The 21985-nt window shown below is 60.0% G+C and carries 23 protein-coding genes and 1 pseudogene; 14 read left to right on the forward strand and 10 right to left on the reverse strand.

Annotated features, from left to right (window positions below; translation table 11 throughout):
- Positions 1-100: 100 nt before the first annotated feature.
- Positions 101-376: a CtrA inhibitor SciP gene (gene sciP, locus QE408_RS19535; protein WP_062426213.1), complete on the forward strand. Its 276-nt coding sequence runs from the start codon at positions 101-103 to the stop codon at positions 374-376.
- A 489-nt stretch (positions 377-865) separates the two neighbouring features.
- Here sciP and QE408_RS19540 read toward each other — a convergent pair whose 3' ends face one another.
- Complete coding sequence (locus tag QE408_RS19540) at positions 866-1216, reverse strand: flagellar export protein FliJ (protein ID WP_306934018.1); 351 nt, start codon at positions 1214-1216, stop codon at positions 866-868.
- 445 nt (positions 1217-1661) lie between these two features.
- Between QE408_RS19540 and ctrA the strand changes: the two genes are divergently transcribed.
- Together ctrA and QE408_RS19550 are read left to right on the forward strand one after the other, a co-directional pair.
- Positions 1662-2366, forward strand: coding sequence for a response regulator transcription factor CtrA (ctrA, locus tag QE408_RS19545; protein WP_306934020.1), 705 nt, complete (start codon positions 1662-1664; stop codon positions 2364-2366).
- Between the two features lie 108 nt (positions 2367-2474).
- Positions 2475-2981: a GNAT family N-acetyltransferase gene (locus QE408_RS19550; RefSeq protein WP_306934022.1), complete on the forward strand. Its 507-nt coding sequence runs from the start codon at positions 2475-2477 to the stop codon at positions 2979-2981.
- Between the two features lie 111 nt (positions 2982-3092).
- On the opposite strand, the gene chpT is transcribed toward QE408_RS19550, so the two are convergent.
- Positions 3093-3752, reverse strand: a complete 660-nt coding sequence (chpT, locus tag QE408_RS19555; protein ID WP_306934024.1) for a histidine phosphotransferase ChpT — start codon at positions 3750-3752, stop codon at positions 3093-3095.
- A gap of 333 nt (positions 3753-4085) precedes the next feature.
- Between chpT and QE408_RS19560 the strand changes: the two genes are divergently transcribed.
- Together QE408_RS19560 and QE408_RS19565 are read left to right on the forward strand one after the other, a co-directional pair.
- A complete protein-coding gene (locus tag QE408_RS19560) occupies positions 4086-4682 on the forward strand; it encodes a DUF1134 domain-containing protein (protein ID WP_306934887.1) in 597 nt (198 codons plus the stop codon).
- 266 nt (positions 4683-4948) lie between these two features.
- On the forward strand, positions 4949-6052 hold the full coding sequence (locus QE408_RS19565) for a hypothetical protein (RefSeq protein ID WP_306934026.1): 1104 nt from the start codon (positions 4949-4951) through the stop codon (positions 6050-6052).
- Between the two features lie 60 nt (positions 6053-6112).
- Here the strand turns inward: QE408_RS19565 and QE408_RS19570 are convergent.
- Positions 6113-7218, reverse strand: a pseudogene (locus tag QE408_RS19570) (serine hydrolase domain-containing protein).
- On the opposite strand from QE408_RS19570, the gene QE408_RS19575 reads away from it, so the two are divergent.
- Both QE408_RS19575 and QE408_RS19580 read left to right on the forward strand, forming a co-directional pair.
- Positions 7150-7311 (forward strand): hypothetical protein, encoded by a 162-nt coding sequence (locus QE408_RS19575; RefSeq protein WP_306934030.1) that lies wholly within the window; start codon positions 7150-7152, stop codon positions 7309-7311. The pseudogene QE408_RS19570 and the gene QE408_RS19575 overlap by 69 nt on opposite strands.
- A 35-nt stretch (positions 7312-7346) precedes the next feature.
- Positions 7347-7982 (forward strand): TetR/AcrR family transcriptional regulator, encoded by a 636-nt coding sequence (locus QE408_RS19580; protein ID WP_373465589.1) that lies wholly within the window; start codon positions 7347-7349, stop codon positions 7980-7982.
- A 55-nt stretch (positions 7983-8037) separates the two neighbouring features.
- Here the strand turns inward: QE408_RS19580 and QE408_RS19585 are convergent, their stop codons facing one another.
- Positions 8038-8766 carry a 3-keto-5-aminohexanoate cleavage protein gene (locus tag QE408_RS19585; protein WP_306934034.1) on the reverse strand — a complete coding sequence of 243 codons (729 nt, stop codon included), beginning with the start codon at positions 8764-8766 and terminating at the stop codon, positions 8038-8040.
- 153 nt (positions 8767-8919) lie between these two features.
- Positions 8920-9852 carry a LysR family transcriptional regulator gene (locus tag QE408_RS19590; protein WP_306934036.1) on the reverse strand — a complete coding sequence of 311 codons (933 nt, stop codon included), beginning with the start codon at positions 9850-9852 and terminating at the stop codon, positions 8920-8922.
- A 131-nt stretch (positions 9853-9983) separates the two neighbouring features.
- On the opposite strand from QE408_RS19590, the gene QE408_RS19595 reads away from it, so the two are divergent.
- A complete protein-coding gene (locus QE408_RS19595) occupies positions 9984-10700 on the forward strand; it encodes an SDR family NAD(P)-dependent oxidoreductase (RefSeq protein ID WP_306934038.1) in 717 nt (238 codons plus the stop codon).
- A gap of 197 nt (positions 10701-10897) precedes the next feature.
- Positions 10898-11137, forward strand: a complete 240-nt coding sequence (locus QE408_RS19600) for a hypothetical protein (RefSeq protein WP_306934040.1) — start codon at positions 10898-10900, stop codon at positions 11135-11137.
- Positions 11138-11190: 53 nt separating this feature from the next.
- Here QE408_RS19600 and QE408_RS19605 read toward each other — a convergent pair whose 3' ends face one another.
- A complete protein-coding gene (locus QE408_RS19605; RefSeq protein WP_306934890.1) occupies positions 11191-12078 on the reverse strand; it encodes a DMT family transporter in 888 nt (295 codons plus the stop codon).
- 219 nt (positions 12079-12297) lie between these two features.
- Between QE408_RS19605 and QE408_RS19610 the strand changes: the two genes are divergently transcribed.
- The gene (locus tag QE408_RS19610) at positions 12298-13596 is read left to right on the forward strand and encodes an adenylosuccinate synthase (protein WP_306934041.1); all 1299 of its coding nucleotides are present in this window, start codon (positions 12298-12300) and stop codon (positions 13594-13596) included.
- Between the two features lie 70 nt (positions 13597-13666).
- Complete coding sequence (locus QE408_RS19615; protein ID WP_306934043.1) at positions 13667-16081, forward strand: nucleoporin FG repeat-containing protein; 2415 nt, start codon at positions 13667-13669, stop codon at positions 16079-16081.
- A gap of 82 nt (positions 16082-16163) precedes the next feature.
- On the opposite strand, the gene rpoH is transcribed toward QE408_RS19615, so the two are convergent.
- Complete coding sequence (gene rpoH, locus QE408_RS19620; RefSeq protein ID WP_306934045.1) at positions 16164-17066, reverse strand: RNA polymerase sigma factor RpoH; 903 nt, start codon at positions 17064-17066, stop codon at positions 16164-16166.
- A 252-nt stretch (positions 17067-17318) separates the two neighbouring features.
- On the reverse strand, positions 17319-18341 hold the full coding sequence (locus QE408_RS19625; RefSeq protein WP_306934047.1) for an RluA family pseudouridine synthase: 1023 nt from the start codon (positions 18339-18341) through the stop codon (positions 17319-17321).
- Positions 18342-18380: 39 nt separating this feature from the next.
- Here QE408_RS19625 and QE408_RS19630 point away from each other — a divergent pair, with 39 nt between their 5' ends.
- The 3 genes from QE408_RS19630 (at position 18381) to QE408_RS19640 (ending at position 20296) form a co-directional block, all read left to right on the forward strand.
- Complete coding sequence (locus tag QE408_RS19630; protein WP_306934049.1) at positions 18381-18767, forward strand: hypothetical protein; 387 nt, start codon at positions 18381-18383, stop codon at positions 18765-18767.
- Positions 18757-19611, forward strand: coding sequence for a TrmH family RNA methyltransferase (locus QE408_RS19635; RefSeq protein ID WP_306934050.1), 855 nt, complete (start codon positions 18757-18759; stop codon positions 19609-19611). Before QE408_RS19630 ends, QE408_RS19635 begins: the two co-directional genes overlap by 11 nt.
- A 103-nt stretch (positions 19612-19714) precedes the next feature.
- Positions 19715-20296, forward strand: a complete 582-nt coding sequence (locus QE408_RS19640; protein ID WP_306934052.1) for a transglycosylase SLT domain-containing protein — start codon at positions 19715-19717, stop codon at positions 20294-20296.
- 52 nt (positions 20297-20348) lie between these two features.
- Here the strand turns inward: QE408_RS19640 and QE408_RS19645 are convergent, their stop codons facing one another.
- Both QE408_RS19645 and QE408_RS19650 read right to left on the reverse strand, forming a co-directional pair.
- The gene (locus QE408_RS19645) at positions 20349-20960 is read right to left on the reverse strand and encodes an alpha/beta hydrolase (protein ID WP_306934054.1); all 612 of its coding nucleotides are present in this window, start codon (positions 20958-20960) and stop codon (positions 20349-20351) included.
- A 60-nt stretch (positions 20961-21020) separates the two neighbouring features.
- Positions 21021-21965 carry a VOC family protein gene (locus QE408_RS19650; RefSeq protein ID WP_306934055.1) on the reverse strand — a complete coding sequence of 315 codons (945 nt, stop codon included), beginning with the start codon at positions 21963-21965 and terminating at the stop codon, positions 21021-21023.
- Positions 21966-21985 lie beyond the last annotated feature (20 nt).

Here is a 21985-nt window from a genome sequence, read left to right on the forward strand (position 1 = left end):
TTCAAATTATTAACAAATTATCTCTGTGCGCTTAGGTATTTTTTAAAGGTACGCCCCTAAAGTGCCCAGCATATGGTCTTGAGTTTGTGTAGAGTGTCCAATGACCGAAATGATACGCCCGCGAGTTAAATATGTCATCGGTCCCGATGGCAGCCCCCTGACGATTGCCGATCTGCCACCAGCCGACACCCGTCGCTGGGTCATCCGCCGAAAGGCCGAAGTCGTTGCCGCCGTGCGCGGCGGGCTTTTGAGCCTGGAAGAAGCCTGTGAGCGCTATACGCTGACAGTGGAAGAGTTCCTGTCCTGGCAGTCGTCGATTGCAGATCACGGCCTCGCAGGCCTGCGCACCACGCGCATTCAGCAGTACCGCCACTAAACGTTCCGGCATGTGCGCCCTCGTTGCGCCCTGCCATGCCAGATCCGGCGTCATCCCATCCCGTCGATACGGGAAGGTGTGACGCCGTTTTTGCTTTTTAGCACCACGTTGCGACGACATTGAACCTCGCCTTTCACGTCATCCGCTCTATTGATGACATCCGGGAGGTTTCCGCCTTCCACCAAGGGATTCCCCCCTTGCCCCAAGACCCTTCTTAGGCGTCGCTCGTCGCGAAACTCAGACCGTCTTGGAATTCGGAGCAAGCGATCGCTGCTGTCTATTTTCGGCGGGACGAATACGCCTCCAGCCCCTTCTCTTTTATGCGGCCTCAATCGCAATCAAAAAGACATCATAAAAAAATCCGCCCGGCATCGGCCAGGCGGATCGCAATTTTTCAGACAAAAAACAGCGTCATTGAAAGCAGCCTCCTGATCAGCTGGCCGCCGTCAATGACGTCAGGTTCAAATCGCCTTCATTAACGCAAGAGCGTCAGGCGCGGGCGCGGACCGCCGTATCGCGGTGTTCCAGTGCTGCGGCTTTATCGTACTCGGCCTGCACTTCTTCCAGAGAGGCCTCGGCGGCTTCCTGCTGCATCTTCAACTCCCGGATTGAAACCTGCAGATTGTCGGCACGCTGGCGTGCTGCCTTGGCAAAGGTCGGATAGGCGAAATGGCTGGGATCTGTAATCCCGGACTTGCTTTCTTCGAGGGAGATCTGATGGACCAATTCCTTGGCCATCCGTTCGAATTCGGACATCATCGACTGCAACTGCTGCAACTGACGACGTTTTTCGTTGACCTGAAATTCTTTCAGGCGAACTAGGCTGTCACGCGACTTCATACTCAATACTCCTGGATAGCGAGACCCCGGTTCAAACAGGAACCAACCCGCCACTCCGGCTGTGCCGGAATGATTCTTAAAAGTTACCCGCCATTAATAAAAAAACTGCGCTGTTAACTTTTCATTTACGGGCATCGTTAATGATAAGGCGGATCATTTAAGGGTCGGTAAATGCCAAGCCCAAAAAACCACTGGGCACGACAATGCAAGAGTCGATTGAATCACTTAGGGGGTTTTCCTCACCTATTGGTTCATGTTTGGCGATGATGGATTCACGTTCAAAAACAGCAGAGTGCCCGAATTATTTAATAAGTTCTGCATACCTTGCCAAAGGAGAGAAGAATTTGTTAACCATTTGGTGGCAGCCTGCAAATCAGGCAACGTCTGGATCCGCATCGCGCAAACGGCATTCATTTACCAACCGCGGGCGGCAAAGGGGATAATTATGCGGGTTCTACTTATTGAAGACGACAGCGCAACGGCTCAGAGCATTGAGCTGATGTTGAAGTCGGAAAGTTTCAACGTCTATACGACCGACCTCGGTGAGGAAGGCGTGGATCTTGGAAAGCTCTACGATTACGATATTATCCTTCTCGATCTCAACCTCCCGGATATGTCCGGTTACGAGGTCTTGAGAACGCTCCGTCTCTCGAAGGTCAAGACGCCGATCCTTATTCTGTCGGGCATGGCCGGCATCGAAGACAAGGTGCGCGGTCTCGGCTTCGGCGCCGACGATTACATGACCAAACCGTTCCACAAGGACGAGCTGGTTGCCCGCATTCACGCCATCGTGCGCCGTTCGAAGGGCCACGCCCAGTCGGTCATCGCCACCGGCGAGCTGATCGTCAACCTGGATGCCAAAACTGTCGAAGTCGGCGGCCAGCGCGTTCATCTGACGGGCAAGGAATACCAGATGCTGGAGCTGCTGTCGCTCCGCAAGGGTACCACGCTCACCAAGGAAATGTTCCTCAACCACCTCTATGGCGGTATGGACGAGCCTGAACTGAAAATCATCGACGTGTTCATCTGCAAGCTGCGCAAGAAGCTGGCAAACGCAGCAGGCGGCGCGAACTACATTGAAACCGTCTGGGGCCGCGGCTACGTGCTTCGCGAGCCGGATGGCAACACCGAATATCTCGAGACCGCCTGATTATCTCCTCGACATGCCTCCCAAGCATGGTTGTCATGACAAACCCGCCGCGCAAACGGCGGGTTTTGTTTTGTCCGGCACACCGCTTCCGCAGAAAAAGAGAGTGTCATGACGATTCGCAAAGCCTTGAAAGACGACGCCTCTAGCCTTGCGGCACTCTCCATCGAAGTCTGGATCGGAACGTATCTGAGAAACGGTGTGTCGAAATTCTTTGCCGATTATGCCCTTTCGGCCTTCACCACGGAGAAATTCGAAGCGCTCACCGATGATGAGAATGAGATCATCCTGGTTTCCGACAATAGCGACGGCATTGACGGCTTCGCGCGCGTAACGGTCGAAAGCCCCGCGCCTATCGAAAACGGCCCTCAGACAGAAGTCGCAACGCTCTATGTTCAGCCGCGGCACAAGGGAAAAGGCATCGGTAAACGGCTTCTTGTGGAAGCGTTTAAGCTCTGCGCGGAGCGTGGGCTCAAGGGCGTGTGGCTTGCGGTGAATAGCGAGAATAGAGACGCCATCATCTTCTATGAACGTCTCGGATTTACCCGCAACGGTCAGACCGCGTTTCGGATCGGCGACCAATCCTATGCCAACGAGGTGATGGTAAAGCGGTTTTGACACGCCGTCTAAGCGGCACCTGACGTGGGCGACGGGGGGACGATTGCCCACCATTATTCTACTCGGCACGAAAAAATGGGCCACCTCCACGGCAGCCCACCATCAATCCAATCAGGCCGCTTCGGCAGCCTCGGCCATGGAAGCCGTGAAGACCACGCGGTCTTCGTGCACTTTGTATTCGATCTTCATGCCGGCTTCTTCGGCCAGAAGCAGCGTGTAGTAAGGCTGAACGGAATGGGCGTCGATCGCCTCTTCTTCCGTACCCTCGGCGATTGCCGCGAACTTGGCGGGCACGCGCATCATGCGGCCCTTGACGGTGATTTCGAAGCGAGCATCGCCATCCGGGTTCTCGAGCACGATATCCGCATTGCCACCGCGCGGGATCGCGCCATAGGCAACGAGGAAGAGGTTCAGGAGCAGCTTGACGCGGTTCTTGGCGACGATGGCGCGTGGACCGGACCAGGTGACTTCCACCTTCTTTTCCGCAGCGGCAAAATCCTTGGCAGCCTTTTCGGCTTCGCCCGTGTCGATCGACGCGCCGGCCGAACCGGAGGCACCGAAGGCAAGGCGTGCAAACTTCAGCCGTACGGAGGCATTCAGCGCCGAGGTGCGGATCAGGTCCAGCGCATCGGCATCGGTGCCGCCTTCATCGAGAAGTTCAAGACCATTATTGATGGCGCCGACCGGCGAAATGACGTCGTGGCACACGCGGCTGCACAGCAGTGCCGCCAGATCCGGGCCGGAGAGCGAGATTTTGAATTTTGCCGTCATACATTTTCTCCTGCGCGGATAGAGCGCGGACCCTGTCAAAATTGCTACAGCATCGGCCCCAAACCAAAATCGATCGTCGGAAAGCACGATGCTTAGACTCGAAAAGCGTTAGAGCGTCCTGAGTGCCCCCGAAGGAACGCCCGGCGCTCTATGAGCTTTTCCTTGTTAAATAAATGTGTCCTGTCGAAAACGTGCTCCGCTGGACCGATTCCATTTAGCAAGGAAACGCTCTAAGCCATAATGACACCATATTTGGTAAACCGATTGTTAATATCATGGTCTCAAAATGCCAAATGTCTTAACACGGCAATGGTAACAAACAGACGGACGGAACTGACGATGCGACTTAACGAACTCCGCACCATCGCACGCCTCGGACTGGTAAAGATTTTCGTGATCCTTGCGAGCCTGTCTTTGTCGGCTGCGCAGGCATCGGCACAAAGCAGCGATCAATACACCATCCAGGAAATTGTCGATGCCGGTCACGGCTTCTTCGGCGAGACGACGGGCGGCCTTGCGAAGGTCGTGGAACGCGCATTCCAGCAATATGGTCTGCCGAATGGTTATATTCTCGGGCAGGAAGGCTCCGGCGCCTTCGTTGCGGGCCTCACCTATGGCGAAGGCACGCTTTATACGAAGAATGCCGGTCAGCATCCGGTCTTCTGGCAGGGCCCATCGCTCGGTCTCGATTACGGCGGCCAGGGCACGCGCGCCATGATGCTCGTCTACAACCTGCCCTCCGTCAATGCGCTCTATCGTCGTTATGGCGGCGTCAGCGGCTCCGCCTTCATCGTCGCCGGCGTTGGCATGACAGTGCTGAAGAACAGCGACGTCACAATTGCTCCGATCCGTACCGGCATCGGCGCGCGCCTCGGCATCAATGTCGGCTATCTGAAGCTCACCCCGCAGCCCACATGGAATCCTTTCTGATTCGTCAGCCGCTCCTTTTTGCGTTAAAGTCCTCTAACGCGACTACAGCATCGGCCCGAAAATCGGAATCGATTTTCGGAAAGCACGATGCGTAGCTTCAAAAAGGTAAAGCGTCCTTTGTGCGTCCAATAGGACACACGGCGCTTTAGCGTGTAAGGCGATGACCGCCTGGCGCAAGATTGCCGTGACAGTCTGCGCCGCGACGATGAAATGAGCTGCCAATCTGGGTCCTCGACCCTTGGCGCTTCCTGTGGAGACGACCACGCGTGATTGAGTACGCCCTTATTTTCGGCCTTGGTTTTCTCTGCGCAATTCTGCTGGTTTCATTGATCGCCCCGGCGATCCACCGGCGTATCGTCTCCTACACCGAAAAGAGACTGCGTGCGACGATGCCGATGAGCCCGCAGGAAGTGCGCGCGCAAAAGGATATGGCGCGTGCGCTTTATGCCGCGGAAAATGCCCGCACCCGTCAGGAACTGGATGCCGAGCGGGAAAAGGCGCTGGCGCTGAAGTTCAAGAATGAAGCCGCCCAGGGCGATGCCGGACGGCTTCTCGCCGAAACCCGCGAGCTGAAACTGCAACTGGAGCAGATGACGTTGGAGGCTGGCGACCTGCGTGCCAAGGCCCGCCGACACGAGGATGCCGTCGCCCGGCTGACGACAAAGCTCAACGACGCCGAAGAAACGGCGATTGCCCGCACCCAGGAAATCTCCAACCTCACCAAGCGCGTCAATGCGATTTCCCGCGAGCTGGACGATCTCAAAATCGCTCTGTCGGCCCGCGACCTGGAAGTGGAGCAGGCCAAGAACAAGGCCATCTCCTGGCGCAAGGAACGTGAGGACATCACCCGGCAGTTGGAGGAAGCCGCCGCCAAAGCGCGGGAAGCCGCCCAGCATATGAACCGCGAAAGCCGCAAGATCGCGCGGCTCGAAGATCAGCTCGCGAAGGAAATGGCCCGCAATGCCGATAGCGAAATGCTGCTGGAGCGCCGCGCCCAGGACATCGCCCGCCTGAAGGAACGCGTGAGCGGCAAGGAAGACACCAAGGATGCGGTGAGCATTATCCCCGCCCCTCTTACCCAGCCTGAAACCACTGCGGAACCACCGGAACGGCTCACGCGCGAGATCGAGGACATCCGCAATCAAGGCACGGCGCTGACCGAGCGGCTGCTGAACATCAAGGGCGACACCCATGACGAGGCGATCCGCAAGGAGATCGGCCAGATCGCGGCACGCATGATCGCGCTCACCGCCGCCCAGGAGGGCGAAAGCTCTCCCATTCCGGCCCTTATCGCCAATGCCGAAAGCGCCGGTGACCGCAAAAGCCTTGCAAACCGTGCCAGCGAGCTGATGGCGCGCCGCGCCGGATGATCATGAGCGATGTCTGCGCTGTAGCGAGGACGAGCGCCTGTAGCGGCAAAACACGAAGCCTCAGCCATAGACGGCGTCCCGGACATCGATAACGACTTGCCCTGCCATGCCCTCAAAAGCGGTGTTGGTGAGCAGCACGACCGATAGCCGATTGACCGGATCGATGAACCAGTTATGCCCGTACGCGCCGCCCCATTGCAGCGTGCCCACCGCCTGCGGCGTACCGGTCGCAGCGGGATCGATGAGCACTGCGCTGCCATAGCCGAAGCCCCAGCCGGGCCCTTGCGTCTCCGCTTGTGGGCCGACGTGATCGCGCATCATCGTGGCGACCACGTCTCGTGGCAGGATCGGTCCGCCTCGTTCCGTTAAGGAGGTGCGGATGGCTTCGAGGAAGGTCAGCAGATCGCGCGCCGTCCCGGCCATGCCGGCGCCACCCGAACGGAAGGAAGCGGGGTCGAAGATGCGATCCGGGGCGAAGGAGATGGCGCCCTCGCCGGCCTGCGGCGGCAACGGTACGGTGATCGTGCCATCCATGCGCACCGGGCCATCGGCGCCATCTGCATAGGGTGTCGCCAGCCGCCTATCATCGGTAATGGTAAAGCCGGTATCCGCCAGGCCCAACGGGCCGGTCACTTCGTCACGAACGATCGCATCGAGCGTCTGCCCGGTGGCTGCTTCCAGCACCGCGCCGATCACATCGATGCCGAGCGAATAGCGCCACGCGGTGCCCGGCGCGAAAGCCAACGGCGCCTGCGCCAGACGGCGAAGATTATCGTCCATCGCACGGCCCGGCTGGTCGAGACCGTCGGACACGTCGAGCAGGTGGTAGGCGCTGCCCTCCGGTTCGAGAAAGCGGTAACTGAGACCTGACGAATGCGTCAGGAGATGATGCAGGGTGATATCGGGCCGTGATCCGTCCGGCAGTGCAGGGCGAAACGCCGGCAGCCAGCGCGTAACGGGCTGGTCGAGCGCGATCGTACCAAGCGCGGCAAGGCGCAAAGCCGCTACCGTCACCAACGGCTTGGACACCGAGGCGAAGCGGAAGATCGCATCTTCCCGCATCGGCGTGCCCGCCTCCCGTCCAGAAAACCTGCTGTGTGGCTGCAAGTGATCTCACCGTCCTCAGCGACGAGCACGACCGCGCCGACGAGACGATTATCGGTGATGGCGCGGCCGATGGCAGCGTCGATCCGGGTTTTGAGAGAAGCAGGATGACTCATCGAGGATGCTCCTATATTATCACCATGATCGCTCCATAATAAACACTGCCCAGGATATTTCTAGAGTGAACGATGTGAAAAATACTGAAGCGAACAACAGTGAGGCCCCTGTTCGTCGTCGCGGCCGTCCGCCGGCCTTCGACCGCGCCGAGGTGCTGGCCAAGGCGGGTGAAACATTCTGGCGGCTAGGCTACGAAGGGGCGTCAATCGTCGATCTGACGGCAGCGATGGGGATCACGCCGCAAAGCCTCTATGCCGCCTTCGGCTCGAAGGCAGATCTCTACCGTGAGGCGCTCGGCTGGTATGGCGATGCTTTCGCAACGCTGACGGAGGAGGATCTTGCCGCGCCGGATGTGATCGGCACATTGTGCGCGTGGCTGGATGCGCAGGCGAAGGGCTTTGCCGATCCGGCGCATCCCCCCGGCTGCATGATCTCGACTGCGGTGCTTGGCTGCGCGGTGGAGAACGATCCCGTTGCGCGATTGGTCGCGGCCCGGCGCGAGGCGACGATCGCCCGCCTCCGCGAGCGGTTGGAACGCGCGAAGGCCGAGGGCGAACTGAAGCCCACTGCCGATCCCGCAGCCCTTGCCCGCTTCATCGGCGCGATCATCCAAGGCATGTCGGTGCAGGCACGCGACGGAGCAAGCGCGGCGGAATTATGCGCGCTGACCGGACTGGCGAATGAGGAGCTGGCCAGTCAGGTTCGGTAAGATATCTCGCTGCCCTAACGCCCCTCGCCCCGCCAACGCGACCTGCCGTGAAGGATCATCTGACACATCCGTTCGGCGCGAACATCGCCACAGCCGCGGCGACCAGATCGGCGTTCCCGCTGGACAAGGAGCCATCCGGCTCCGACAGGCCGTCTTCCAATCCGACCCGGGTCGACCAGCGTCGCTCTCGCGCGCGCCGCACGAAATGCCAGACGGTCGCGTCGAAGCCGTGCAGCAGGATTGGCCGGGACAGCCCCGCGTCCGCCAGCACCTGCGCAATGCCATCGGCGATCTCGTCGGCTTGGTTGATATCCTGTTCTTCGATTTCGATCAGCACCCGGAACAGGGGCGGACGATCCGGCAATGAGACGAGCCGCTCCGCGTCGGCGATCGTCGCAAGGCCGGCTTCGATGCCGACACCGATGCTGTCGAGAAGCGCCATCACCGCAGGGGCATCCGGTTCGGAAAGATTGACCGATGCATAATCCGGCCGCTCACGCCAGGCCGCGATGCGCGCCCGCGTGGTCGCCGGATTCGCTTCGATCCATGCGCCCGTGGAAACGCCGATCAGCGTGCCAGGACAGGCGCGGCGCATGGCGCGGATCGTGTGATCGACGGCCGAGAGGCTCTCACGGCCTGCGTCGTCACGCGGATGAATGTGCAGTTCGGCCGCCCCCGCCTCGATCGAGGCGATACCATCGCGGACCATGGCATCGACCGTCAGGGGCAAATTCGGATGGTAGCCGGCGGGACGGGCTCCGTTGATGCAGGCTTGGACGATCATGTGAGCTTCCTGTCGCTTTTGTTGTGGCGGACGTGGCTTCCCAGATTTTGCCGACAGCATCGGCCCAAAAATCGGAATCGATTTTCGGAATGCGCGAGGCCTAGATAAAGACGATAGAGCATCCCTTGTACGTTCAATAGGAGGCACGGCGCTCTAGCGGCCATTGTCCTCCGGTTTCGACGACGGCGCGTAGGACCGGCATAGGGCAATGACCGTCTCGCGGAGCCAGCGATGCGCGGGATCGGCTTCCATGCGGGGATGCCAGAGCGCGACGACGGCGATCTCCGGCGTTTCCACCGGTAACGGGAAGCTTACCAACCCCTCTTCAAACCGTGGATCGGACAGGCAGGATTGCGTCACCAGCGCAACCAGATCGGACTGCCGCGCAATCCGCAAGGCATCCGGGAAACCCGGCACCAGGGCAACGATCTCGCGGGCGAGGCCAAGCGTCTCAAGAGCATCATCGACCGGTCCGGTGAATTGGCCGCGTCGGGACACGACGACATGCCGGACAGCGGCATACCGCTCCGGCGTCACCGGTGCGGAGAGCAATGCATGCCCCTTTCGTGCAACGCCGATGAAGCGGTCGCGAAAGAGAAGATGCGTGCGAACCTCGGGCGCAAAGTCGCCCAACACTCCGATCTCCAGGTCGATCGTTCCGTCCCTGAGCGGCCCCGCCTCTTTAACCGGCTTTGGCGCAAAGCACAGGCGCGCATGGGGAGCGGTCGCGACCACCGTGGCGACTAAGGGAGCGGAAAACAAGGCAATGAACCCTTCATTGGCCCGGATCGTGAAGGTCCGCTCCAGCGTGGCGAGATCGAGGGTGCCGTCCTGCGGGCTGAGAACGTCGCGCACATCACGCGCCAGCACATGAACGCGCTCACGCAGCGCAATGGCCCGTGGCGTTGGCACCAGCCCCCGGCCTGCCCGCACGAGCAGGGGATCACCGGTCGCGGCACGCAATCGGGCAAGCGTCCGGCTCATGGCGGACGAGCTGAGGCCCAGCCGTCGCGCCGCCGCCGTTACACTGCCTTCAGTCAGAAGCGCATCCAGTGCCGGCAAAAGATTGAGGTCGATGGTGTCCATCGAAACATTCTATCCGATACCCGACAGATGCATAGCGTCTTATGCAATAATAGTTTGCATCCTGTGCGTCTGGCGCATCTGATGAGTGAGGAGGATGATGACTTCCGACATAAACACGGAAAGGCGAGATCATGACCTCGAACCATGTAAACCAAACAACGAGAACCACTCTCATCGTCGGCGCATCGCGCGGCCTCGGCCATGCGATGGCGGCGGAATTTTTGCGACGCGGCTGGCATGTGATCGGAACGGTGCGCGGGCCTGATCGAACCTTGCTGCACGACCTTGCCAACGCACATCCGGGCCGTGTCGAAATTGCCCAACTCGATATCACGAGGCCGGAGGAGATCGCCTCGTTGCGTGATCGGCTGGCGGGAAAAGAAATCGACATCCTCTTCGTCAACGCTGGTACGGCCAACACCGATCAGGACGAGACCATCGCGGAGGTATCGACGGATGAATTCATCCGCGTGATGGTCACGAATGCGCTCAGTCCCATGCGAGTGGTCGAAGGCCTGCAGGATTGCGTGACACAGGCCGGTCTGATCGGCGTCATGTCGTCCGGGCAAGGCAGCATTTCCAACAACACGAATGGCGGTCATGAGGTTTATCGCGGATCGAAGGCTGCTCTGAACCAGTATATGCGCAGCTACGCAGCTCGCCATGCAAACGATCCGCGCGCCCTGGTGCTGATGGCGCCCGGCTGGATCCGCACCGGACTCGGCGGCCCCGCCGCGCCCTTCGGCATGGAAGAAACCGTACCGCAGATCGTCACCACGCTTCTCGCACAGCAGGGAAAGCCCGGTCTTCACTATCTCGACCGGGAAGGACGTGACGTTCCCTGGTGAGGCTCGCCGGAAAAAATGCGATGGACGGCATTAAAAATAAAGACCGATAAAATTGTACCGATCGATTTAAACGCACCGAAAATTTTGGCTCGTAATGTCGTCTTCAACAGAGGCCGGACAACAAAAAAAAAACCGGTCCGGTAACCGAAGCGCAAAAAGAAACCGGCGGGCAAGCCGGCCACGAAACGGGGTTAGACATGTTGAAGAAGCTTTTCGCAGCCGCGCTGTGCGGCATCGTTATCGCATCCATCGCAAGCCACGCCGATGCGGCAGGCCCCGGCGGTCTCGCCAGAAGCTTTGCCATGATCGAGCACAATCTCATCGCATCGGCCCCGTCGATCAGAGAGAGCGAGCAAGTGGACATTGAACGCAAAGCCGCGATCGCCTCGCTCGATTTCTACTTCCAGCGCTTCGACCAGTTCGAAAAGCTGCGCTAGACCATTCCAAGAGATTCATGACCGACTGCCGCCCGTCGTTGCGCCCCTGTGGCTTACACGACAGGCGGCTTTTTTCGTTCGGCAACCGCAATGCCGCCAAGCGCGAGCAACAGCGCGACGATCTGGTAGAGATGCAGCGTCTCGCCGATGATCATCACCGATAGAAATGTGCCGAAAACCGGAATGAGGTTGATGAAGAGCCCGGCGCGGTTCGGACCGATCTCCTCCACGCCCTTGATGAAGAAGATCTGCGCCACAAGCGAAGGGAAGAGCGCCGTATAGAGAACGATCGCCCATCCCTTTGCTTCAGGCCAGATCGCCTGATCGCTCAAGACTTCCCACCCCATCAGCGGTATCGAGGTCAGAAGGGCAGCCATCGCCGGAATGGCCATCAGCGTGCGCCAGTCCACCGCCGGCTTCCACCGTAGGATCACGGTATAGATCGCATAGGCCAGCACCGCGAGCAGCATGATCGCATCGCCTGGATTGAACTCCAGCCGGATGAGCGACATCAGATCGCCGCGGGAGGCGAGAAGCGCAACACCGAAGATGGTCAGGATGAAGCCGATGATCTGAACGGCGAGAACCTTGGTGCGGAAGAGCGCGAAGTTGAAGACGAAGATCACCGCCGGGATCACCGCCTGGATGACCGCTGCATTGATGGCGGTTGTGTATTTCAGCGCCGTATAGAGGGCCGCGTTGAAACACGTGTATCCAACCGTACCAAGTGTTAAGAAATAGGGCAGCCGCTTTTTGACCACCGGCCAGTCGCGGACCAGTTGCGGCAAAGAGATCGAGACGATGATCGCCACCGCCACCACCCAGCGCAGAAACGTCAGCACCATCGGGCTGATATGACCCACCGCAAGCTTGCCCGCGACGGCATTTCCGCCCCAGCACAATGCGGCGATGGTCAGGACGAGGTAGGCTCTGGAGAGCACGGGCGCAGAACTTTCATTCGAAGACGTGCCCGATTTCTGCACTCGCCCTGACGGCTTCGCAAGAGCAGTTGCACGCTTTTCAGCCATAGGATGGGCACAATTATCCTACAAAAGCAAAATTCCGCTGCATAAACAGGGTCGCTTTCCGCAAAACAACGCAGTATAGATTTGTGGGTTTGAGTTAGGGGCGCCCCGGCGCCATGAGCAGGAAAGCAAGAAATGACGAATGTAGTCGTGGTCGGCTCGCAGTGGGGCGACGAAGGCAAGGGTAAGATTGTTGACTGGCTCTCCGAGCGCGCCGACGTGGTCGTGCGCTATCAGGGTGGGCACAATGCCGGTCATACCCTTGTCATTGATGGCGTCAGCTACAAGCTGTCCCTGCTCCCGTCCGGCGTCGTTCGTCCCGGCAAGCTTGCCGTTATCGGCAACGGCGTGGTGGTCGATCCTCACGCACTGATTGCGGAAATGGGCCGCCTGGAAGCCCAGGGCGTCAAGGTGACGGCGGAGAACCTGCGCATCGCCGATAATGCCACGCTCATCCTGTCTCTGCACCGCGAACTGGACGGCATGCGCGAAGACGCCGCCTCCAACAGCGGCACCAAGATCGGCACCACCCGCCGCGGCATCGGTCCAGCCTATGAAGACAAGGTCGGCCGCCGCGCCATCCGCGTCATGGACCTTGAAGACCGCGAAGCGCTGTCGGCCAAGGTCGATCGCATTCTGACCCACCACAATGCCCTTCGTCGCGGTTTCGGCGCTGCCGAAGTATCGCATGAAACGATCATGGAAGAACTGACGTCGATTGCCGATCGCATTCTTCCCTTCAGCGAAACCGTCTGGCTGCTGCTCGACAAGAAGCGCCGCGCCGGCGCCCGCATCCTGTTCGAAGGCGCGCAAGGCTCGCTTCTCGATATCGACCACGGCACCTATCCCTATGTGACGTCATCCAACACGGTGGCTGGCCAAGCTGCTGCCGGTTCCGGCATGGGTCCGGGCTCGCTCGGCTACATTCTCGGCATCACCAAGGCCTATACGACGCGCGTCGGTGAAGGCCCCTTCCCGACCGAACTGCATGACGAGATCGGCCAGTTCCTCGGCGAGAAGGGTCATGAATTCGGCACCGTCACGGGCCGCAAGCGCCGCTGCGGCTGGTTCGATGCGGCACTGGTGCGCCAGTCGGTCGCCACCAACGGCATCACCGGCATTGCGCTGACCAAACTCGACGTTCTGGACGGCCTGGACGAACTGAAGATCTGCGTCGGCTACAAGCTGGACGGCCAGGAGATCGATCACCTTCCGGCAAGCCAGGGCGCACAGGCCCGCGTCGAGCCGATCTACATCACCCTTGAGGGGTGGAAGGAATCGACCGTCGGCGCCCGCAAGTGGGCGGACCTGCCTGCCCAGGCGATCAAATATGTGCGCCAGGTCGAGGAACTGATCGGCGCGCCCGTGGCACTCCTGTCCACCAGCCCGGAGCGTGACGACACCATACTTGTGACTGACCCGTTTGAGGACTAATGTTCTCGGCAATCAGTCTTCATAACCCATATCGGGCCGGCATTTTACCGGTTCCGACGAGAAAGTGCTTATGGCGGATTTTGTAGCAGTCATTCGCAAGGCCGTGGATGGCTTGGCGAACAATACTCCCGAAAACCGGGCCAAGGTGTACGACAAGGCACGCAGCGCTGTCGTGCGCCAGCTTGAAAACATGAAGCCGCGCCCGCCGGAAGAAATGCTCCAGCGGCAGATCATGAAGCTCGACACCGCGATTGCCGAGGTCGAGGGTGAGTATTCCGAAGCACTACCCGCATTGGAGGACGAAGACGAAGGCGCAGCCGCCGCTTATGCGACGCCTGCGCCCGAAGACGTGTCGTCGCCCTATTATGAAGAAAGCGTCGCGCAGGAGCAGCGCTACGCCGGTGAGCATCGGGATGACGCAGAACCCGCACATCACGACGATCACCCCGAGCCTGAACAGCACGAGACCTATGCCGCGCATGACGATGGTCAACGGCACGAAGAGCGCGAGCCTGCCTATCAGGCTGAGCCTGCCGAAGAGGTAACCTATCGCGCCGAGGAGCCAGCAGAACACGCTGAGCTTTACCAGCGCCCGGTATCCTACGAAACAGCTGAGACGCATCAGGAACCGGAAACGTATCAGCATGAGGCTCCGGCCTATGCTCATGAGCATCAAGACGAGCACCATGGCCTCGAGGCGCGTCACGAGCCCGCCGCCGATGAAGACCACGCGCACCGCAACTGGGTCGGCCAGGACAGCCATCTCGAGCCTGCCCCATGGGAGCGCGAAGAGACTGAGGTCGAAGACCATTCGCATGATGGTCAGTTGCATGCCGCCTATCACCATGAAGAGGTTGCTCATGACGATGACCGTCATGAGGAGACCCATCAGCACGATTATGCGCGCGAAGCGCCGCGTGAGGCGGAGCCCATCAGCACTGAAACCGTGCTGCATGAGAACGCACCGCTTCCCTACACGGCGGGCTTCGACGGCCAGTCCAATTATTATGGCAATGTCAGCGTAGAGCCTGAAAACCGCCCGGTATCCGACGACGCGCATTATGCCGCTTTCGACGAGCATGATGCCCATCGCGACCCGTCGGGAACGCCGCAGGTCACCGGTGCTGGCAAAGCCCCGGCCCCGGTCGACGATTTCTCGTCCTATTTTCAGGACACTGCGCTCGATCTGCCGCCGAAGACCTCGCCTTCTCTGCCCCGCGCAGACGAGGATCCTTTTGCGGCGAGTGCCACGAAGGACGACAAGGAACGCACCCCCTGGGACGATCTCGAAGAGCTGATCGGCTATGATGGCGGATCAAACGACCGCTCCGACAAGACGGCCAATGGCAATCTCGACAGCGGCTTCACAGGCGCCGGCATTCCCGCCGCCGCCTATGCGACGAAGAAGAAACCGAAGCGCAATTACGCCGGCATGGTTCTTGGCCTCGGCCTTCTCGTGGTGCTTGCAGGCGGTGGTTATGCCGCGTGGACGAACCGCGAGGCACTGAACGACATGGTCGGTGGTCTGGTCAACTCGGCCAAAACCGGCACCTCGACTGATACATCCTCCGGCGGAACGTCGCAGACGGCGTCGGCGCCTGCCAATGGCGGAGCCACTGCCACACAGCCTGCAACCAACGGCCAGACCCCGGCACAGGGCCAGGCATCAACGGGAACGCCTGCAGCAACACGCCCTGCCGATGACGGCTCTGTCACCGGCACGAAGTTCACCCAGCGGCTTCTCGCCGATGGTACGGAGAAGGACGAAGGTCCAGGCCCTGGCGCCAACGGCCAGCCTGTGACGGCGGAGGGCCAATCGGTCTATCAGCAGAACGAGGCGCCTTCAGCCCAGAACACCGCCAACGCGGCACCCGCTGCTGCCGGCAACCAGCCTGTCGCACAGCAGACCGCAGCCCCTGCTGCCGCAACCGGCGACCGCATGTTCCTTTATGAGGAAGTGCTTGGCCAGACGGTACCGACTGCGATCGAAGGCAAGGTTTCCTGGACGTTGCAGAACGAAACGGATGATGCTGGCAAGCCTTCTCCAGAAGTCCAGGGCCAGATCACCATTCCCGGCCGTGGCTTGAGCGCGCTCATTACCTTCAAGCGCAATACCGACCCGTCGCTTCCCGCAAGCCATCTGGTCGAGATCGTCTTCTCGGTCTCGCCCGGCTTCGAAGGTGGCGCGATCGACAGTGTGCAGCGCATCGCCATGAAGTCCACCGAACAGGACCGTGGCAACGCGCTCATCGCTGTTCCGGCAAAGATCACCGACGATTTCCACATGATCGCGCTGAACGACTTCCCGGACGCACGCAAGACCAATCTGGAACTGCTGCGGACCCGCGACTGGATCGACATCCCCGTCTCCTACCGCAACGGGCGCCGCGCGCTTCTGACCCTTCAGAAGGGCGCTGACGGCAAGGCTGCGTTCGAGACGGCACTGCGCGAATGGATGGCGGCATCGCCGACCAACGGCCAGTAAGCGGTTCGGACAAATCGACCAAAATGAAAAGCCCCGGTGAAGATGTTCACCGGGGCTTTTTCGTGGGAGAAAGACGTGTGGATTAAGCGTCGACGACGCGCAAGGCCTTGGCAGCCTCTTCGGCTTCCTTCTGCACGGCGTCCTGCACCTTTTCGAAAGCGCGGACTTCGATCTGGCGAACGCGCTCGCGGCTGATGTCGAACTCGGTTGACAGTTCTTCCAGCGTCACCGGATCTTCCGCCAGACGGCGTGCCTCGAAGATGCGGCGCTCGCGATCGTTCAGGACACCCAGCGCCTTGGAAAGCATGCGACGGCGGGTTTCCAGCTCGTCCTGCTCGATCAGTACCGCTTCCTGGCTTTCCTGGTCGTCTACCAGCCAATCCTGCCACTGGCCGGATTCGCCTTCGGACGCCTTGATCGGCGCATTCAGCGATGCGTCGCCAGACAGGCGGCGGTTCATCGAGATGACTTCTTCCTCGGACACCTGCAGCTTCGTCGCGATTTCCCTGACGTGCTCGGCCTTCAGATCGCCGTCATCGATCGCCTGAAGACGACCTTTCAGACGACGCAGATTGAAGAACAGACGCTTCTGGTTGGCGGTGGTCCCCATTTTCACAAGGGACCACGAGCGCAGGATATATTCCTGGATCGACGCCTTGATCCACCACATGGCATAGGTCGCCAGACGGAAGCCACGATCCGGATCGAACTTCTTCACCGCCTGCATCAAGCCGACATTGCCTTCCGACACGACTTCACCGATCGGCAGACCGTAACCACGGTAACCCATGGCGATCTTGGCAACGAGGCGAAGGTGGCTGGTCACGAGCTTGTGGGCGGCATCTCTGTCGCCATGCTCGGCATAGCGTTTGCCAAGCATGTATTCTTCCTGCGGTTCCAGCATCGGGAACTTGCGAATTTCGTCGAGATATCGGTTCAGACCGGCTTCACCAGCCGTAATCGATGGCAAACTATTGCGGGCCATAAAGCACCCCCTTTATGTTTTTTCCTGGCGCGGTTCCCAAACCTAAGGCGAACCTTGTCGCGGTTCATTTCCGACCCCGCTTCAAGCCATGTCTTAAATATGTATACGGATGTCACGTTTCAAGGAAACGCGACACTCTCATATCGACCAATAATACCTCATCACGGGACGTTGAAAAAACCGATCTCGGCGGAAATCGTTCCGAAAAAAATCGCGCCGCTCAAGCGCAAAATTGTCGCAGGCGCTGCGGCCTCAGGCCCGCAGCGCATCCGCCAAGGCTGCCATGTCGTCCGGCATATCCGTTTCGAACTCCATGACCTCGCCCGTGCGGGGATGTTCGAAGACCAGCAGATAGGCGTGCAGCGCCTGGCGCGGGAAGTGGTTGACCACCGTCTTGGCCGGTTCCGGCAGAAGGTTTGCCTTGGTGCGGAAGGCCGCGCCGTATTCGGGATCGCCGATCAACGGGTGGCCGATATGGGCCATGTGAACGCGGATCTGGTGCGTGCGCCCGGTTTCCAATTGGCATTCCACCATGGAGGCAAGCGAGGTTGCATCCGGCTTTTCGTGATAGCGCTCCACCACCTCATAATGGGTGATCGCTTCGCGCGCATCGTCGGCATCCTCACGCTTGACGGCGCGCTTCGTACGGTCCGTGCTGCGGCCCAAGGCGGCATCGATTGTGCCGCGCAGGCTCTTCGGACGTCCCCAGACGATTGCCTTATAGGCGCGCTCCAGCGGGCCGGTGCGGCCATGGTCGGCAAATTGCGCTGCCAGATGCCGATGGGCATTGTCATTCTTGGCAACCACCATCACGCCGCTGGTTTCCTTGTCCAGCCGGTGAACGATGCCCGGACGCTTGACGCCGCCAATGCCGGAGAGACTGTCGCCGCAATGGTGGATCAGCGCGTTGACCAGCGTGCCCGTCCAGTTGCCCGCTCCCGGATGCACCACGAGACCGGCGGGCTTGAGAAGCACGATCAGGTCGTCATCCTCATATTCCACCTCTAGCGGAATATCCTCGCCCTTGGGCTCGGGATCTTCCGGCTCAGGCATGGTGATCTCGATGCGGTCTCCGACGCGGATCTTCTTCTTCGGCTCAGTGACGGCGGCACCGTTGACGAAGACGGCGCCCTGCTCGATCAGCGCCTTGAGACGGCTGCGGGAAAGATCGCCCCCGACTTCGGCTGCAAGCCAGGAATCGAGACGCCCTTCGGCATCCTCGCCAGCAATCAGGACTTTCCTTGCGTCTTCGCCTTGTTTAAAGGGGTCGTTCATTCTTATTTTCCGATCAATCCGAGACTTCCAAGGACCCCGATGACGCAGATCGAGCAAGACGAACAGGACGATAAGCCGCTAGACCCGGCCATGGAAAAAGTTCGCCGCAAGATGATCCGTTTGCAGATCGTGTCGGGCTTGGTGATGTTTATCAGCCTTATGGCCGTCTTCGGCGCGGTTGTCTACAAGGCGATGGGTCCGTCGAAAACCGCCACACCAGCAGCGAACCAGTCCATGCAGGTGCCGTCCGACCAGCCGGTATCGGCAACCGCCAGCCTGCCGCAGGGCTTCACCATCGAGAACGTCTCCTTCGCCAATGGCGACATGCTGTTCTACGGCCGCCTCGCCAATGGCACGCGCAAGGCGCTGGTCTTCAACGTCCAGACACGCCGCTTCGTCGCGGACATCACCATCGATGCGCAATGATCTGCCTGCCCTGCCCAATGGCTTGGCTCCGATTGCGATAGAGCGGGCAGACGATCCCCGGATCGCTGCCTTCCGCGATATCAAGGAACGCGACCTGACCGGCAGGCACGGCAAGTTCATCGTCGAAGGCACGGTGGTGCTGCGCATGCTGGCGGCAGCCCACAAGGCACGCGGCGATTTCCGTGCCGAATGCATCCTGATCCTCAAGAACCGGCTCGCCGGTGTGTTGGATATCCTCTGCGATTTTCCGGCGGACGTACCGGTCTATGTTGCTGAGGCCGAGGTGCTGGACACCATCGTCGGCTTTCACCTGCATCGCGGCATCTTGGCGCTCGGCGCACGGGTGGGAAGCTGCGATAGGGCGCAGACCATTGCCAGCCTGCCGGAAACATCGCTGGTCGTCGCGGGCTGCGGCCTTTCCAATCACGACAATATGGGTGCAATGTTTCGCAATGCCGCAGCCTTCATGGCCGATGCGGTGTTTCTGGACTCGACGTCCTGCGATCCACTGTACCGCAAAGCGCTGCGCGTCTCAGTCGGTTCGGTCCTGTCGGTGCCCTATCATCGCGGCGGCAACGCGCTCTCCATGCTGGAAGCACTGGCAAACGAAGGCTTCGAGATCTGGAGCCTGTCGCCAGCGGGCAAAACGGAAATCCGACAAATCCCGCCCTCGCCGCGCATGGCGCTCGTGATCGGCACCGAAGGCGAAGGCCTGCCGCCTGCCGTGCTCTCGCGCTTCCATTCGGCCCGCATCGCGCAATCGCCGCAGCTTGATAGCCTGAACGCAGGCACCGCATCCGGTCTCGCGCTCTACCAGATGGCGTCCGCCATGGGCCGCATCTAAGGGGTTAACCGATTCTTAACAGGGCGCATTTGAATTAACCCTGTCTCAAAACCGAGCATTAAGATTTACGATTTACTAATGAGCGGAACGAAAGGTTTCCGCGATGCGTAGCGTTTTTGTCGCCCTTTTTCTTTTGATCGTTCTGGCTGGCTGTGCGACCGCCCCGTCGCAGATCACCAATGCCTGCGCGATTTTTGAGCAACGGAACGGCATGTTCAACAACTGGCGCAAGGATGCCGAGGCGGCACAGCGCGAGTTCGGCGTGCCGGTACCGGTGATGATGGCGACGATCTATACGGAATCGAGCTTCCAGCCTTATGCGCGCCCGCCCCGCACCAAGCTCTTCGGCTTCATTCCGTGGAAGCGTCAATCCACAGCCTACGGCTATGCCCAGGCGCTGGACGGCACATGGGACCGCTATCGCCGCGAGACCGGCCGCTGGAGCGCTAGCCGCACCGACTTCACCGACGCCATCCATTTCGTCGGCTGGTATCACTCCACCAGCAACCGCCAGAACGGCATTGCGCTGAACGACCCCTATAATCTCTATCTCGCCTATTATTCCGGCCATGGCGGCTATGCCAATGGTGTGTGGCGCAACAACGCGGCCATCCAGAAAGCCGCACGCCGCTCCGCCAATATGGCGATCCGCTATGAGGCGCAGCTTCGGCAGTGTGGGTATTGAGAAGAAGCCGCGGCTGAGCCGAAATGCGCTCGGCCGCCGCGCACTCTATTCCTCACATATAGGGCGTCAAAAACGTCCGCACCGCGTCGATTTCATTTGACCGAATCTCATGCCCGCCAGGGTGCCACTCTTCCGTGACCTCACCTCCTTGTGCTTTGAGATAATCGGCGAAAGCCTTGGTCATCGGCACCGGGCAAATCGGGTCGCGCTCTCCGGCGGTGACCAGAACCCGACGCGATTTCGGCGCAGGTGCAGCTTTCGGTTCGAAGGGAATGAGCGGATGCATGAGGGCCGCCGCATCGAAAAGATCGGGAAACTCGATCAGGATATTGGCGAGAATATTCGCGCCGTTGGAAAAGCCGAGCCCGATCACCTTCCCCGCCTGATGCGCATCACGGTGTGCCACGACAAAGTCGGCCATGCGGCGGGTCGCCCGGTCGAGATCGTCGAGATCGTAGACGCCTTCGGCCTTGCGGCGGAAGAATCGCGCGGCACCATGTTCCGAGACATCGCCGCGCGGCGAAATCACGCTCGCATTCGGCAAGAGCCGTGAGGCGAAATCGAAGAACTGGTTCTCGTCGCCACCGGTGCCATGAAAGACAAAGAAAGCCGGTTGGCCGGGCGTGCCGGTGCGCAGCTTATGAATGTAACTGTCGGTGCTCATTTCATGCTCCTGAAATCCTCTACGAGGCCGGCGTTGGAGCCAGCCTCGCTCGCCTGACGGTCAAGCCTTCACCGAACCATCGAGCGGCTCGAGATGCTGCTCAAGGAACGGCCGCAAATGCTTGTGCTGCTCCGGCAGTTGCAGCGTCTCACCCAGATGCGCGGTGTCTTCGTCGCGGTCGAAGCCGGGTTCGTTGGTGGCAATCTCAAACAGCACACCACCCGGCGTACGGAAATAGATCGCCCAGAAGTAATCGCGGTCGATAACCGGTGTCACCTGATAGCCCGTGTCCATGAGTGCCTTGCGGACTTCCAACTGCTTGGCGCGGTTTTCGACGGCAAAGGCGATGTGGTGGACGGAGCCGGCGCCAAGACGGGCACCGGAAATATTCGGCATGGTCTCGATATCGATGACATCCGCACCATTGCCGCCGGGAATGCCGAGACGAATAACGCCATCCTGCCGGTCGATCTCCTGATAGCCCATGAACTTCAAAAGCTCTGCCGTTGCACCCTCATCGCGCAGTCTGAGCGAAGCGCCCTGGAAACCATGGATCGCCTGATCCTGACCCACACCGTTGCCGGTAAACTGCGCACGGCTGTCATCCTTGATCTCGACCAGCGCAAAGCCATCCCCATCCGGGCCGGCAAAATGCAGGCGCTTGTTGCCGAAGGCTTCATCCGCCTTCAGTCCTTCGACATTGGCCTTGGAAAGACGATCCTGCCAGTAACCGAGCGAGCCTTCCGGCACGGAAAACAGCGTGGTGCCGACTTCCCCGGTCCCCGGCCGACCGCGGGCGATATGCGGAAACGGAAAATAGGTCATGACAGAGCCCGGCGAACCGACCTCATCGCCATAATAGAGGTGATAGACATCCGGCGCATCGAAGTTGACGGTCTGCTTCACGCGGCGCAGGCCCAGCGTATCGGTGAAGAAACGGTTGTTACCGGAAGCACTCGCAGCCATGGAGGTGACGTGGTGCAGGCCCTTGATCTGGTTCAACATGATAAACCCCTTGTGGTTCA

The sequence above is a fragment of the Agrobacterium larrymoorei genome, assembly GCF_030819275.1.
GTDB classification, from domain to species: Bacteria; Pseudomonadota; Alphaproteobacteria; order Rhizobiales; family Rhizobiaceae; genus Agrobacterium; species Agrobacterium larrymoorei_B.